Raw genomic sequence first — 14,075 nt, forward strand, 5'->3', positions numbered from 1 at the left:
CCACTCGCTCGATGTCCGCAGGCGACGCTATGAGCGGACGCGCCCTGCCCACCTCCCGCCGGAGGGGGAGCGCTTGGCCCGAGCGGGGGAGCGGTGCGGCGTCAGAGATCGGTGAGGAGGTCCTTGAGGAAGGCGGTGGTGCGGGCGGGTCGGGCGGCGCGGATCGCGAGCAGGTCCATGATCTTCTGGTAGCGGGCGCCCTCGTCCCCCTCGGGGTAGCGGGCGCCGGTCAGCTGCTCCAGGTAGGTCACGTCGTCCAGGTCGTGCTCGGCGAACCGGACGATCGTGATCGGCCCGCCGAGGGCCAGGTGCCCGCCCGCGGAGAACGGCAGGACCTGCAGCCGCACGTTCGGCATGTCCTCCGACACGGTGATGAGGTGCTCGATCTGGGCGCGCATCGTGTCCGGCCCGCCGAACGGCCTGCGCAGCGCCGCCTCGTCGATCACCGCCCACAGCCTCGTGGCGCCGACCGGCCGATGCAGGATCTCCTGCCTGGTCATCCGCACGGTGAGCCGCCGTTCGAGGCCCTCGTACGGGGCGTCATGGTGTTCGAGCCCGATGACGGCCCGCGCGTAGTCGCGCGTCTGTAACAGGCCCGGGATGTACTGCACCTCGTAGGTTCGGATCGTCGTCGCCGACTGCTCCAGCCCGAGGTACTGCTCGAACCAGCTCGGCACGACGTCGCCGTAGCCCTGCCACCAGCCGGGCTTCTTCGCCTCCCGGACGAGTTCGAGGAAACTGGCGCGCTCGTCCTCGTCGTGGACGCCGTAGAGATCGAGCAAGTCGAGGACGTCGCGCACCTTGAAGCCGTGCCGTCCCAGTTCGAGCCGGCTCATCTTGGACGCCGACGAGCGGATCGCGTCCCCCGCCTCGGCCCGTCCGATGCCCTTGCCCTCACGCATCCGCCGGAGCCGCGCCCCGATCTGCATGCGCAGCGCGGTCGGACCCGCCTGCCGATTGTCCAGCACAAGATCTCCAGGCTCTCGTACGCCCCGACAACCCTCGGAGGGTCTCATAGGCGGCGGCGGACGCGCAGGAAACCTCCGGACAGAGATATGTAACTCCGCCGCCCCCGGCCACGAAGAATTGCGGCGATTCATGGACCGGCCGGACGCCCAGCCCACCACGAAATCACGCACGGCAGGTCGGCGAGCCGCGTGCGCGATGGTCCCCTGTGCGGGTCTTACCGCTGGGGGACGAGCAGGTCCAGGTCGGCTCTCGGGACGCGCGCCCGCTCGGCGACCTCGTCCCGGTCGGTGCCGGCCTGGCCGACGATCTCGATCGCGCGGGTCAGCATCGTGGGCTGCTCCAGGGGTTTCGCCGGTCCCGGTTCGTGGCGCCGCCAGCCGCGCGAACCGATGGTGCTCATGGCGTTCCGGTACGCGGTCTCCTGCATGATCCCGAGGGTGCGGGCCCGGTAGAGGAGTGCCGCCATGCTGACGCCCCAGGTCGTTTTGAGCTGGGCGAGGCGCTCCCAGTCGGCGGTGGCGGGCAATTCGGAGGCGATGTCCTGCTCCGGCATGAGGAATTCGGCCGCGAAGCGATGCGCCTGGTCTTCGACGACCTTTTCGCCGGGTTCGGCATCGGCGTGCATGACCAGATGCCCCAATTCGTGGGCGGCGTCGAACCTATTGCGCCAGTAGTCGCCCTTGGCCGGGTTGAAGAAGACCATCGGCCTCGGGTGGACGCCGACACTGAACGCGTCGACCCGCTCGGCCGCCCGCGGCAGGACGAGGACGATGACGCCATGCGTTTCGAGGAGCCGGACGACGTGCGCTACCGGGCCGGGCCGTTCTAGGAGGGCCTTCCTGGTCAGCCGGGCGGCCTCGACGGGGCCGGAGCCGGCGATCTCGTCCGGCGACACCGGGTACTCGGGCAGGTCGACCTCGGGAAAGTCGACGAGGCGTTCGAGGGCGGCGACGACGTCGGTGGCTATGCGCCCGTAGGCGAGGGCCTGGTCACGCTCGATCTGGCTGGTCGACCTGAGCGACCGGAAGTGAGCGCCGTCCATGGACACGGGACTGCGTCCGCCGTGGAAGAACTCGACCGGGACGCCGAGCGCGATGGCGAGCCGCTTCAGCGCCATCGCGTCGGGCGTGTGGACGCCCGCCTCGTACCGTCCGATCGCCTTCGGCGTCGTCCCGACGGCGTCCGCGAGCTGGTTCTTGCGCAGGCCTCTGAGCCGCCGGGCCAGCGTCAGCCGCTCGCAGTCGAACAGCACCCTGCGCCACCCTTTGCTAGGCCGTCTTCGTCTCCCCGCGGAGCCGCATGGGGACGTCGTCTTCCTTGTCGTCCCAGAGCGGCATCGTCCGCTCGACGAGCTTACGACGTGGATCGGGCCCGATGGTGTCGTCCACCTGCTTCACCCAGTGCCAGGCGGTCCCGCCGTCCGCGTTCCATCTGGGTCGGCCCAGGAAGAGTTCCATTTCCAGGGGTTCCTCGGTGGCGCTGTGCGCGAGGACCAAGGTCACGACGCCGGGCGTGTCGTGCGCCTCCAGGCCGAGGGGCAGCGTCAGTTGCGGGTCTTCGATGTATCCCTGGCGCGCCACGGCCTGCTTGGTGGGACTGTCCCGGTCCCACCGGATCCCTCGGACGTTCCCGAACTCGTGCCGCTTGAGCAGGACGCGGTAGGGGCCGTACCGCCAGCCGGGCGAGCCGTTCAGATCGTCCCGGACGACCTGCTTCGGCAGGTCGCGGCCGAAGATGCGGTCGAGGTGGGTCGCCAGCGTCTCGAACGCGCCGACGCCGTACGTCCGCTCCTTGAAGCCCGCCGCGCGGCTCAACCCGTTGAACAGGGCGAGCGTCGCCTCGCGGTGCGCCTCCCGCACCGCGTGCAGGAATCCCGCCGCGGTGAGCTCGTCCCAAGCAACCCGGTCTTCAGCCACGCGTCCACTGTAGGCAGGGGGAGTGACATTACGAGCTCTTCGCGGGCCGGTCGGCGGCGAAGAGCCGCACCTGGTGGAGCCGAGGCTCCGGGCCGTTCCGTCCCTCGCGCACCCATAGAGCGTGGACGGTCAGGAGCACGAGTTGCCGAGCCCCCAAGAAGAACAATGCGGCCAAGGGCAGCTCGCCGAGGAGAGCTGTGGCGAGGCTCACCGGGAACTCTGCCGATCCCCAGGAGAGCCAGACGTCGAACCAGGCGTCGCAGACGAGCAGTGTCCCCGCTACGATCTGCCCGAAAATGGCGATCTGCAGCCGTTTCCAGATGGCGAATGCGGTGGCCCCGATCGCCAGCGTCAATCCCACGTCGAAGCCGATCCAGGCGACGGCCCACTGCCCGGCGGTGAAGTGCTGCGGCAGCGTGAAGCCGAGCACGACCGTCCAGGGAATGAGCCAGGCGCAGCAGGCGACCAGCAGCACCAGCGCGAGCCCGCGCCGCCGCCGGTACCGGGGCTCCTCCAGCGGATCGAGGTCTTCGGCCACGAGGAGCGCTCGCAGCAACTCGGCGCGCTGCTCGGCCGAGAGCGCCCGCACCTCCTCAGGCGTCAACATCGCACCCACCTCCATCGCAACTCTAGGAACCGCCGGCCGTGGGAGGGAAGCACGATGAATTGAGGTCGTGGCGGCTCGTTCGTGACTGCCTGCCGGCCTCAGCACCGAGCGGCTCGACACGCACGGTGGCGTTCGGCCGGACCGGCCCGTCCACGCCCCGAGCCGACGCTCCTGCCCTCGACTCTCACGTCCAGGACGTCCCGCTGCCACTCGGGGAACGTCGCGGGCTCGACCGTGTAGGCGAACACCTCGTCCGCCGACCGGTTGATCTCGATGCTGTTCACGAAGGGCGCCATGTCGCCTCCCGATACGGTCACATTCGTCCCGAGCGATCCGTCATGGGTATGACGGAGCCAACTGAAGGGATGTGACCGTGCAGGACGAACAACTCGTGAAGCGGTTCGAGGCTGATCGTCCGCGCCTTGTCGGGCTCGCGTACCGGATGCTCGGCTCACCGGCCGAGGCCCACGATGCGGTCCAAGACGCGTGGCTGCGCCTGTCCGGCACGAACGCCGACCGCATCGAGAACCTCAGCGGATGGCTGACGACCACCGTGGCCCACATCTGCATCGACATGCTGCGCACCCGGACGTCCCGCAGAGAAGACCCGCTCGACGAGCCGCGCCTACCCGAGCCGCTGATCACCCAGGACGGCGACGGCCCAGAAGAGCAGGCCCTGCTAGCGGACGCGGTGGGCGTCGCCATGCTCGTCGTCCTGGACACCCTCACACCCGCCGAGCGGTTGGCCTTCGTCCTGCATGACCTGTTCCAGATGCCGTTCGACGAGATAGCCCGCATCCTCGACCGCACCCCCACGGCAACGCGACAGCTGGCCAGCCGGGCCCGCCGCCGCGTCCGATCGGCCCCCGTCCCGGACCCGGACATGAGCCGCCAGCGCGCCGTCGTGGACGCCTTCCTCACCGCCTCGAAGAACGGCGACCTGGAGGCGCTGGTCGCGACCCTCGCGCCCGACATCGTCCTGCACGCCGAGGCCGAGGGCGAGTTCATGCACCTTCGCGGCGCGAGGATGATCGCCCAGCGGGCCATCGCGTTCTCGTTCCGCGCGGAGTTCGCCCGCCCGGCCCTGATCAACGGTGCCGCGGGCCTTGTCGTCACCACCGAGGACGAACCCCTAGCCGTGATGGCCTTCACCGTCGTCAACGACAAGATCGCCGAACTGGACATCTACGCCGACCCGTCCCGCCTCACCAGCCTCAACCCCACCCTCTTCGGCCCCAACTGACGGCCCTGGCCCCGTGGCCCTGTCGGGCGACACATCACGGGGCCTGTAGGACGCCGGCCTTGGCGGGACGTGTCGGCGACGTGAGCTGCTCGTCGAGGGCCTACCAGGTGCCCGGGAACATCTGGTGTTTGAGAAACAGGTCGATCTGCTCGGCGGCCGACTTGGCGTCCCCGCAGGGGCAGAGGTAGCCCTGGCGTCCGCGCAGGGCCTCGTAGTAGCCCCACGTTCCGCCTGGTGTGGCTCGTACGGATATGACAATGCCGATTTCCCTCGCGATACCGGCGTGCACCCACAGCATGGGCAGCGGCGTCGGGAAGTCTTCGGGACGATAGAGCTTGGTGAAGCGCCACCCCTTCGCATGGAGCGCGACCGCCAGCGCGTCCAGGTAGCGCGTGGTGTTTCGCCTGCCCAGGCGGGTGCGCAGGCGGAGCACCTGACGTTCGGCCCGGACGCTCAGAGCACGCACTTCGCCCACGTGACCTTCCCTCCTTCGGGCAGCAGGCACGTGCCCCACTCCTTCGCGAGCGCGGCGACCAGGAGAAGCCCGCGTCCGTTGATCTCTGTTTCGTTTTCCGGCTGGACGCAGGGGAGCCCGTCGCCGCCGTCCTCGACCTCAAGGACGGGCAGCCCGTCCGCCTCGTCCCGCACCACCCGAACGACGATCGGGCCCTGCCCGTGCAGAAGCGCGTTCGTCACGAGCTCGGAGACGATGAGCTGCGCCGTGTAGGCGTCATCGATGCCCCGATCCCGAAACCACTCACCGACGAACCGCCGCGCCGCCCCAGGCGCCTGCGTGTCCGCCCCCCGAACGAGCAACTCCAGGTCACCCACCTGGATGACCATCTCCTCTTCATCTATGTGGTCACTCAACGCGCTCCACTCCCCGTATCCGTTATGACTCCAGCTGCGTCCCGCTCCCCAAGACTACGACTGCTTCGAGACTGCGGCCACTTTTCCCGGCGACCGCGATGATGGCGGCCACGTCTCACCCGGCGTGACTGCCGCACCTCCCCGCCGGGACGGGCGCTCCGGGACGGAAGGACCGCACGACTCCGCACGGCCATGACCGCGTCAGCGAGACCGGCCGGGCTGGCTCCCTCGACGAGACGTCCATCAACCAGCGCCCACCACCGACGGGTATGGAAGCCGAACCACGCCACCACGCCGAGACGGCGCTCCAGCTCACGGATCTCGGCGCGGACGATAGGCCCGGTGTCTATCGGGACGGTTACGTCGAAAAGCATGGTCACGCCTCCGCCTCAGACAGCAGCGCGTCCAGTTCCTCGACCGTTCGCGCCCGTATCAGCTGGTGCGGCGATGCACCTGGCAGGGTTTGGGCGAGCCAGTCGCCATGCCGTCCGCCCTGCAGAACTTCGCGCCAGATGTCCCATGCGTGCCCGTGCTTAGCGCGCAGCACCTCTGCTGCTGAGGGACGTGGTGTTTCCACAGTGGACGCTCATCTCGGCTTCCTGGCTTCTGGGACGTCGGAGACGCTACGTAGGGCAATCGTGTCGGTACAGTCACTCTGCGCAGTCGTTTCGAGTGCCCAGTGCCGGAAGGGATATGGCGCGTAGTCGTTTGATTACTGACCCCCACATGGAGGGGTTCCGCGACTTACGCTGAGGTCATCGGGATGCTCAGGGAAGGGCAGGGCAAATGCAGGACGCCAGCATCAGCGACCGCGTCCGAGAATTGCGGCGCCGACGCGGGATGACGCAGGAAGAGCTCGCCGAACGAGCTAACCTGTCGCTCGCGGTGATCAAGAAGTTGGAGCAGGGCGGCACTTGCCGCATGGAGACCTACCATCAACTCGCCCGCGCACTGGGGGTCACCACCGTATGGTTTGCGTCTGCCGGATCCCCTGAACCAACAGAAGCCACCGTCGATGAGGTGGTTCTCGCGGACATGCGCTCGGCGATCAATCCGCCCATCGGGTTGACCGGACGTCCCCTCTACGGCACTGCTGACGGCGATCACCCCGACCTCGCGCGCCTGGGCGGCGCAGTCGCTGCGGTCGCCGCCAAGTACCACGCCGACGCCTACGACGATCTCGCGCAATTCATGCCGGCCCTCGTGCGGTCGGCCCACCACCATGTCGATGTCCACGACATTGGCGACCAGCATCGAGAGGCACTGCGGCTTCGTGCGGACATCCTCGGCTTGGCGGGACGGTATCTCATCCAGGTTCGCGCACATGACCTGGCGCTGATCGCGCTCCACGCATCGCTGCGGGACGCGATAGAGATCGGCGACATCCCCCTCGCTGCTGCCTCTGTCAGCTCGCAGGCCTGGGCGATGCTGCGCCAGGGACGTTTCGCGGAGGTCGAAAGCCTATGCGTTGACACCGCAGGACAGATCGAACCGAAAATGAGCAAGGCGTCGCCGGACGAACTGTCGGGCTGGGGCTACTTGTTGCTCCGAGCGGCATCGGCCGCATCCCGCAACAACCGCGCTGAAGAAGCCCGAGAGTACGTTCGTGCTGCCGGAGCAGCAGGTGCCCGCCTTGGCCGACAGTACGAGGATCTCGCGGGACATGTGGCCTTCGGGCCCCTCACCCCGGCACTGATGGGTCCAGAGATCGAACTGCTGGACGGTCATCCTGACCGGGCACTAGACCTTGCGCGTGACATCCCACGCGACGTGGGCGCCGGAAACACCTCCGGCTGGGACCGACACCGCCTCGACATTGCCCGCGCCAAGGCGCAAACCGGCGCCCCAGATAAGGCGACGGAAATCGTGCAGACCATCCGGACCGAACACCCGGCGTGGCTGCGGTATCAGCAGTATGGCCGCGACATCACCCGCGAACTGCTGGAGTCGCGACCAAGGATGCCCTCCCAGGCCATGCTCGACCTAGCCGACTTCATGGGCGTAGAGCCCTAACCCCACGTGGAGCAACGCCCTGATGCAGGGCATGTGCATGCAGCCCCGACCGCAACTGAAGAACGTGCTTGCCCCAAGTCGGCCCAGCCCAGCCGGACAGCGATCAGCGGGTTGGGTGGCGGTGGACAATCCTGACCTGCGGCCGGGCGTGGTTGATGAGGTGGTTCCGAAGCTTTTCGGTGGCTTGAATGCTTAGGGCAGATTCGGAAAGGTCAGCCTGATAATCCTCAGGAGCTCCGCGGCACCCTGCTCGTCCAGCTGCAGGGTCTGGCTGACCTTCTTCTCCGACTGTCGAGAGTCCGACCCGTAGGTGCTCAGTTGGAGGAGGACGCCTGCGGCGGACGTATGCACCTTCTGGTAGCCGCATTCAACCTCGGTGGGGTGCGGCTTCGCAGAGTTGTTGGTTGCGAAGAACTCCCTGATTCTGGCCATGCGCACATAATGCCGGACGCCGATAGCGAGAGCTAGAGCACAAGGTCTGACCTGGCCAGGCAGCTGCTGGGGCGCTCGGCAGCGTCACTCACGTCCGAGACCCCGGTGCCGAGTCGACCATAGGCACCGGGAGGCGCTGGAGCAGCCGCAGGCGTTGCCGTCTACGGTCGTTCTGTCGACGCGTGTGGCGTGCGGACAATGGCCGTCAGACGGGACGTTCCGGCGAGCTGCGGCGAGTTGGCATGAGTCAACCATCGGATAGCTATCCGCGCTGGTAACAAACAGGTTACGACCAGGTCGTCCTGTTGCTTGAGTCGCCATGGCCCTTGCGCGACACCTACTGGCGCTCTGACCTGCGGCCTTGTAGCTACGCTCGATCCTTTTCATGTCGAAATCTGTGCGTTCGGTGTCAAACGTGCTGATTCGCTAGGGTTCGCGACGTCTGACCCAGGTCCACCTGGGCTGTGAGCTGGGGAAGTAGGTTTCCGTGCCCGGTACTAGTCGCTGCTATTGGGGAACCAGACGACATCCTGTGGCGCCTTGCCGAGCTTGCGTCCTGTGGGGTGCGAGTGGTTAGCTCTCGGGCAATTCGGGACAAGTTCTGCTGGTCCGTGTGGAGGTGATGTCCATGCCCAGGGCTCGGTATACCTATGAACTCCCCGAGCATGTGGTGGAGTACGGAGTCAAGGTCAAGATCTCTGAGCTCAAGGTTGACGCTGAGGCGCAGCGTTCCCTCAACGAGACGCGCGCTAAGGGCATCGCTAAGGGGATCATCCCGGATGCTTTGGGGTCGATCGTGGTGTCACAACGGCCTAACGGTGACCGCTATGTGGTTGACGGGATGCACCGCTGTCGAGCCTGCGACATCGCTGGAATCGAGACGATCACAGCGGAGGTTCACCACGACCTTAACCAGCAGCAGGAGGCCGTCCTCTTCCTGATCAAGAATCGTGAGTCCGCCAAGGTCAGCACGCTTGACGAGTACAAGGTGGGCCTGACTGCTGGGGACGCTCTTTGCGTGAGTGTTGACCGGGTCCTTCAGAAGCATGGCTTGAAGCTGGGCGGCTCCTCCACGAACAGCGTTGGCGCCGTCTCGGCTGTGCTCCGAATCACGTCCAAGCATGGCGAGGACGTGCTCGACCGGACGCTGAGCATCGCGGAGCAGGCATGGGGACGGGCGAAGGAGTCCTGGGACGGCATGCTCATCGGGGGTCTTGCCCTCTTCCTTAGCCGTCATGGCAGCGACATTGACGACGACGCGCTGGCACAGAAGATGATGAAGGAGGGCCTTGCCCCGTTCTGGCGGGCGAAGGTACTGACCGTCTCGTCCAACGGCGGATACAACAACAGCGGTACCGGATCACGTGAGACGGCCTGCTACCAACTGGTCCGCGACGCGTGGAACAAGGGAAGGAAGGCGAGCAACCGGCTCTAGCTCCAACAGAGTGACGGGCTCCTCGCTGGAACGAGGAGCCCGCCCGATGATCTAACCGTCCCGGAGAGCTCGAACCATCAGGGAAGGCCAAACCACCTATGAATCTGCCGTCTGGACCGCGTCGACGTCAAATCTTCCTCGCGGCCGCCATCTTGCTGATCATCCGGCGATCGCGTTCGGCTGGCTGATCGCACACCACCCGAGGGCCGCTACTGCCGCTGGCATCGTGATTCCGCTCGTCATCGGAGGCCTGCGCCTCCTCGTCGCGCTGTATAAGGGTGGGCCGCCGCCCGCTGCAACAACGTGACTCGCGTCTGATACCGATCCTCCCTCTAGCCCGGCTGACGTCCGGGCTGGAGGGACGAGACCCGAGGGCCGGCCTTCTGATGTTCGCCAACGTCGGACAGACGGCGGCTAGTGGTGCAGGGCAGTGGGGCCTCGGGTCACTCCAGGGCATAACCCGGCTACAGAAGGGGCAGGCGCTTGCCGTCATAACCCCCCATCCGGAGATCAACCCCACGTCGGCGGAACCGGCGCTTGGTCCGGAGCTTGAAGTTCGGGATGGTGTTGATGTCCTCCTACCCCCATGACCGGTGCGTCTCGAAGTACTTGGCCGCCTGGTCGATTCCCACGAAATGATCCGCCGTCCCGGTGTCCACGATCCCAGCCGATCACTCCTCAACTCCGAGTCGGTAAGTTGCCCCACTGCACGGTGAGGGGCCCATGTTCGGCGTCCCAGGTGGCCGAGTTGATCTCGCTGTGCGTTCGCCACTTCTCGGCTGTTCGGGCCAAGTGACGGATCATGGGGCCGGGGTCGTCCAGCGGGTGAGGGGCTTACTGGATGGACGGCGAGAAGTGGCTGGCCTGGGCGTTCGGGAGTCTTGCGGGCAGGTTATGGAACGGCCCGGTCCTTTCTGTGAAGCTGGGTGCGAGAGTTTGTGGTCGAGCCGGAACCTGCGATGCGGCGGCGTCCGGTGGCCTGGGCGGGGGTCCTGGTTGTGACGTCCATGGCGCGGGAGGGCCGGGATGGCGAAGCGGGACGGGATGCTCGTCGGGGCGAGCAGTGTGTCTCTGAAGGGTAAGGACTTCGGGGAGTTGGACGCGGCGTCGGGGCCGTTCACGGTTCGGCGGTCGTATGACAGGGAGTTGCCCAAGCGTTGGGCCGAGTCAGTTGCTGGGATCGACGTCGGGAAGCGCGTCTCGGTGTGGTCGTGCAAGCCCGACCTGGCACAACTTTCGAGCAAGAAGCTCGACAACAGGCTGCGGGGGTTCGTACGGTCCATCCCGGACTCGCATGCCGCGTTCCTGACCTGCTGGCATGAGCCGGACGGCAAGATCCGCAAGGGGCAGTTCACGCTCGCGGAGTATCTCCCGGCGTTTCGGCGCTTCTGCGAGGTCGTCAAATCCGTGGGGAAGCCTCGGGTGTACACGATGCAGATCGTGGAGGCGTGGTCAGGGCAGCGGCCGAAGAAGGGCACCAGGTACAAGGATCTGTGGCCCGGCACTGGCTACGTCGATCTCTACGCCGCGGACGGCTACTCCAATACCGGTAGCGGCAGGGAACTGTGGGGGCCAGCCGTGGAGTTCGCCTCCTCGAAAGGTATTCCCTGGGGGATCGCCGAGCTCGGCTGCGTCCGCGACATCGACACCTCGTGGATGAAGGCGCAGGCTTCCTATGCTGCGCGGACGGGTGCGGGCGGCGATCGGGAGCGGTGTGCCTTCCTGTGCTGGTTCTCCAACCCGACCGGGGGCGTGGTCCCGACACCGGGGACGGACCCGGCGGCGCAGGCCACCGCGAAGAAGATCTCGGAGAGGTACTACACCGACCCCCGTTCCTTCGCGCTCTGACGATCTGGGGAGCTATCGGGGCCAGATGTGACCGGCGGCGCTGGGTTGTGAGGCCGACGCACGCGTGAGCGTCCGCCCCCAGGGCGGCCGACTTGGGGACGGATGCCGGGCCAGGAAAATAGAACCTGTTCTTGTCTAATCGGGTCGCAGCGGCCAGTCTTGGGCGCATGGACCTGGTTGCTCTGGAAGAGATTCGGCGGCTCAAGTACCGGTACCTGCGCTGCGTCGACCTGAAGCTGTGGGACGAGTTCGCCGAGGTGTTCACGGAGGACGCCGTCGCCGAGTACGACACCCCGGTGCTCAAGAAGACGCTGCGGCTGGAGGGGCGGGACGCGATCGTCCAGTACATGCGGGAGAACCTCGACGGCGGGAAGATCAGCGCACACACGGCCGGAGCCCCGGAGATCGACATCGACGGGGATCGGGCGACGGGGATCTGGTCGCTGGACGACTCGATCATCATTCCGGAGCACAAGCTGCTGATCCGCGGTGCCGCGTTCTACCACGACGTCTACCGGCGCGGGGAGGACGGGCGGTGGCTGGTCGAGAAGACGGGGCACACGCGGACGTACGAGTACATGGTGTCTCTGGACGACGCCCCCAGTCTGAAGTTCACGACCTCCCATTGATCGGGACCGGGCATTGACCCGCACATAGAACGGGTTCTAGGTTCTGGTCCTCAGTCTCGCGTTCTCAACGGCGTTCGCGCCCCGCGTCCCCAGGAGAGCCCGGTGGCCACCGACTCAGCCGAAGGCAAGTCCGATTCGTTCGACGCCGCGACGCGCTCGTTCGCCGACGCGGTCGTTGAGGCGGAGCGCATCATCCGCAGCGCGCCGCACGTCAAGACCGACCAGGACCTGGCCGAGGGGCTCGACTACCTCGCCGGCAGCATCAAGGCCTCGCTGCACATGGTCGCCGCCTACCAGCAGGACTATCCGTTCTTCGCCTCTTCTACCGGGCCGTACACCAAGTTGGGGCTCGACAACCCCGACACGTTGTACTTCCACGCCTACATCCGGGACGACGCCGAGTATGTGGTGACCGGACGGCGGGGGACCACGGCCGATCTGAGCTTCCAGGTCATGAACGGCGACTACTCGCCTACGCAGTCGCCCGACAGTCTCACCGCGTTCGACGACCGGGAACTCGATATCGCGGAGGACGGGTCGTTCCAGTTGCGGTTCGGGCCGCCCAGGGACGATGCCGGGCCCGGGTACGTCACGCTCCCCTCGGGCGCCGCGATGCTCATCGTGCGAGAGGTGTTCAGCGATTGGGAGAACGAGCGGCTGGGGGAAATTCGCATCCACCGAGCCGACACGCTCGGCACGTCGCCGCTGTCGGTCCCGTCCGAGAGGATGGCCCGGCGGTACCAGATCGCCGGCAAGATGCTGGTCTCCAGGATCCGGACGTTCCTGGCCTTCCCCGAATGGCACTACCTGCAACTGCCGGTCAACACGCTGACCGAGCCGCGGCCGACGCCGGGTGGGCTGGCCACGCAGTTCTCGTCCGTTGGGCATTACGACCTCGATGACGACGAGGTCATGGTCATCACCGCGCCGGCCGCCGACCGGGCCGTGGCGCCCTACCAGGGCTTCCAGCTCGGCAGCATGTGGTACATCTCGCTCGACTACATCAACCACCAGACAAGCCTCACCGCCGATCAGGCCCGCGTCGATGAGGACGGAATGATCCGGTACGTCGTCAGCGAGCGCGATCCCGGGCTCGCCAACTGGATCGAGCGGACAGGGCATCGACGGGGCTATCTGCAGTTCCGGTGGCAGCGCATCAGCCGTGACCTCACGCCCGAGGACGGCCCGAACGTCGAGGTCGTGAAGTTCGGCGAACTGCCGCGCGTCCTGCCCTTCTATGAGAAACAGCGGGTCACCCCGCAGGAATGGGCCGAGAAAATTGCGGCCCGGCAGGTCGCCGTCGCGAAGAGGATGCTCGGCTGATGGCGGGGCTGCTGGAAGACAAGGTCGTCGTCGTTTCCGGTGTCGGGCCTGGGCTGGGACGTGGGCTCGCCGTTCAGTGCGCGAAGGCCGGCGCCGATGTGGTGCTGGCAGCGCGCAACGAGGAACGGCTCGCTGACGTCGCCAAGGAAGTCGAGGACATCGGGCGGCGTGCTGTCGCCGTCCCGACCGACATCAACGACGTGGCGGCGTGCGAGCGGCTCGCGGAGACGGCCCAAGAGGTGTTCGGACGCGTGGACGGCCTGATCAACAACGCTTTCGCGACACCACCGCTGACCGACCTCACCAAGGTCGATCTCGACGCGGTACGGGCCGGCTTCGAAACCAACGTGCTCGCCGCGCTGCATCTCACCCGGCTGTTCGTCCCCGCGCTCGAAGAGCACGGCGGGTCGGTCGTGATGATCAACTCGGCCGTCCTCCGGCATTCTCGGCGGACGTTCGGCGCCTACAAGATGGCCAAGGCCGCGCTCCTCGCGATGGCGCAGAACCTGGCCACCGAGTTGGGCCCGCGCGGAATCCGGGTCAACACCATCGCCCCCGGATACATCTGGGCGGACAACCTCCAGTGGTATTTCAACCACCTCGCCAAGAAGCGCGGCGTCACGGCGCAGGAGATCTACGACGAGAACGCCGCCACGACCGACCTGCGGAAACTACCCGAACCCGATGAGGTCGCGGACGCCGTGGTGTTCATGCTGTCGCCGCTGGCGAGGGCGGTCACGGGGCAATGCCTGGACGTCAATTCCGGCGAGTGGCACCACTAGGAAGGGCG

15 protein-coding genes are annotated in these 14,075 nt (G+C 66.8%); 7 read left to right on the plus strand and 8 right to left on the minus strand.

What is annotated here, in order from left to right; translation table 11 throughout:
- Window positions 1-101 precede the first annotated feature (101 nt).
- The 5 genes from AL2_RS13805 to AL2_RS13825 all read right to left on the minus strand — a co-directional run bounded on the left by AL2_RS13805 (window position 102) and on the right by AL2_RS13825 (window position 3,788).
- On the minus strand, window positions 102-968 hold the full coding sequence (locus AL2_RS13805) for a Sco1979 family transcriptional regulator (RefSeq protein ID WP_245666641.1): 867 nt from the start codon (window positions 966-968) through the stop codon (window positions 102-104).
- A gap of 215 nt (window positions 969-1,183) precedes the next feature.
- On the minus strand, window positions 1,184-2,221 hold the full coding sequence (locus tag AL2_RS13810; protein WP_067633844.1) for an XRE family transcriptional regulator: 1,038 nt from the start codon (window positions 2,219-2,221) through the stop codon (window positions 1,184-1,186).
- A gap of 16 nt (window positions 2,222-2,237) precedes the next feature.
- A complete protein-coding gene (locus tag AL2_RS13815; RefSeq protein ID WP_067633846.1) occupies window positions 2,238-2,885 on the minus strand; it encodes a hypothetical protein in 648 nt (215 codons plus the stop codon).
- Between the two features lie 28 nt (window positions 2,886-2,913).
- Entirely contained in the window at window positions 2,914-3,492 is a 579-nt protein-coding gene (locus AL2_RS13820; RefSeq protein ID WP_083946490.1) for a hypothetical protein, read from the minus strand.
- A gap of 98 nt (window positions 3,493-3,590) precedes the next feature.
- Window positions 3,591-3,788, minus strand: a complete 198-nt coding sequence (locus AL2_RS13825) for an SRPBCC family protein (protein WP_067633848.1) — start codon at window positions 3,786-3,788, stop codon at window positions 3,591-3,593.
- A 77-nt stretch (window positions 3,789-3,865) separates the two neighbouring features.
- On the opposite strand from AL2_RS13825, the gene AL2_RS13830 reads away from it, so the two are divergent.
- Window positions 3,866-4,735 (plus strand): sigma-70 family RNA polymerase sigma factor, encoded by an 870-nt coding sequence (locus tag AL2_RS13830; RefSeq protein WP_083946519.1) that lies wholly within the window; start codon window positions 3,866-3,868, stop codon window positions 4,733-4,735.
- A gap of 100 nt (window positions 4,736-4,835) precedes the next feature.
- Here AL2_RS13830 and AL2_RS13835 read toward each other — a convergent pair whose 3' ends face one another.
- Window positions 4,836-5,210, minus strand: coding sequence for a hypothetical protein (locus AL2_RS13835; RefSeq protein WP_157438143.1), 375 nt, complete (start codon window positions 5,208-5,210; stop codon window positions 4,836-4,838).
- Window positions 5,189-5,605, minus strand: a complete 417-nt coding sequence (locus AL2_RS13840) for an ATP-binding protein (RefSeq protein ID WP_157438144.1) — start codon at window positions 5,603-5,605, stop codon at window positions 5,189-5,191. Before AL2_RS13840 ends, AL2_RS13835 begins: the two co-directional genes overlap by 22 nt.
- Window positions 5,606-6,391: 786 nt before the next feature.
- Here AL2_RS13840 and AL2_RS13845 point away from each other — a divergent pair.
- Window positions 6,392-7,618 (plus strand): helix-turn-helix domain-containing protein, encoded by a 1,227-nt coding sequence (locus AL2_RS13845; protein ID WP_067633853.1) that lies wholly within the window; start codon window positions 6,392-6,394, stop codon window positions 7,616-7,618.
- Window positions 7,619-7,810: 192 nt separating this feature from the next.
- On the opposite strand, the gene AL2_RS13850 is transcribed toward AL2_RS13845, so the two are convergent.
- The gene (locus tag AL2_RS13850; protein ID WP_067633855.1) at window positions 7,811-8,050 is read right to left on the minus strand and encodes a hypothetical protein; all 240 of its coding nucleotides are present in this window, start codon (window positions 8,048-8,050) and stop codon (window positions 7,811-7,813) included.
- 622 nt (window positions 8,051-8,672) lie between these two features.
- Between AL2_RS13850 and AL2_RS13855 the strand changes: the two genes are divergently transcribed.
- The 5 genes from AL2_RS13855 to AL2_RS13875 all read left to right on the plus strand — a co-directional run bounded on the left by AL2_RS13855 (window position 8,673) and on the right by AL2_RS13875 (window position 14,067).
- Entirely contained in the window at window positions 8,673-9,485 is an 813-nt protein-coding gene (locus AL2_RS13855) for a ParB/RepB/Spo0J family partition protein (protein WP_245666664.1), read from the plus strand.
- 1,026 nt (window positions 9,486-10,511) lie between these two features.
- A complete protein-coding gene (locus AL2_RS13860; RefSeq protein WP_067633857.1) occupies window positions 10,512-11,333 on the plus strand; it encodes a glycoside hydrolase family 26 protein in 822 nt (273 codons plus the stop codon).
- 167 nt (window positions 11,334-11,500) lie between these two features.
- Entirely contained in the window at window positions 11,501-11,962 is a 462-nt protein-coding gene (locus AL2_RS13865) for a nuclear transport factor 2 family protein (protein WP_067633859.1), read from the plus strand.
- 102 nt (window positions 11,963-12,064) lie between these two features.
- Window positions 12,065-13,285, plus strand: a complete 1,221-nt coding sequence (locus AL2_RS13870) for a hypothetical protein (RefSeq protein ID WP_067633860.1) — start codon at window positions 12,065-12,067, stop codon at window positions 13,283-13,285.
- Window positions 13,285-14,067: an SDR family oxidoreductase gene (locus tag AL2_RS13875; protein ID WP_067633863.1), complete on the plus strand. Its 783-nt coding sequence runs from the start codon at window positions 13,285-13,287 to the stop codon at window positions 14,065-14,067. The genes AL2_RS13870 and AL2_RS13875 overlap by 1 nt, the downstream gene beginning before the upstream one ends.
- Window positions 14,068-14,075 lie beyond the last annotated feature (8 nt).

The organism is Actinomadura latina NBRC 106108 (assembly GCF_001552195.1).
In the GTDB taxonomy this organism is placed as follows: Bacteria; Actinomycetota; Actinomycetes; order Streptosporangiales; family Streptosporangiaceae; genus Spirillospora; species Spirillospora latina.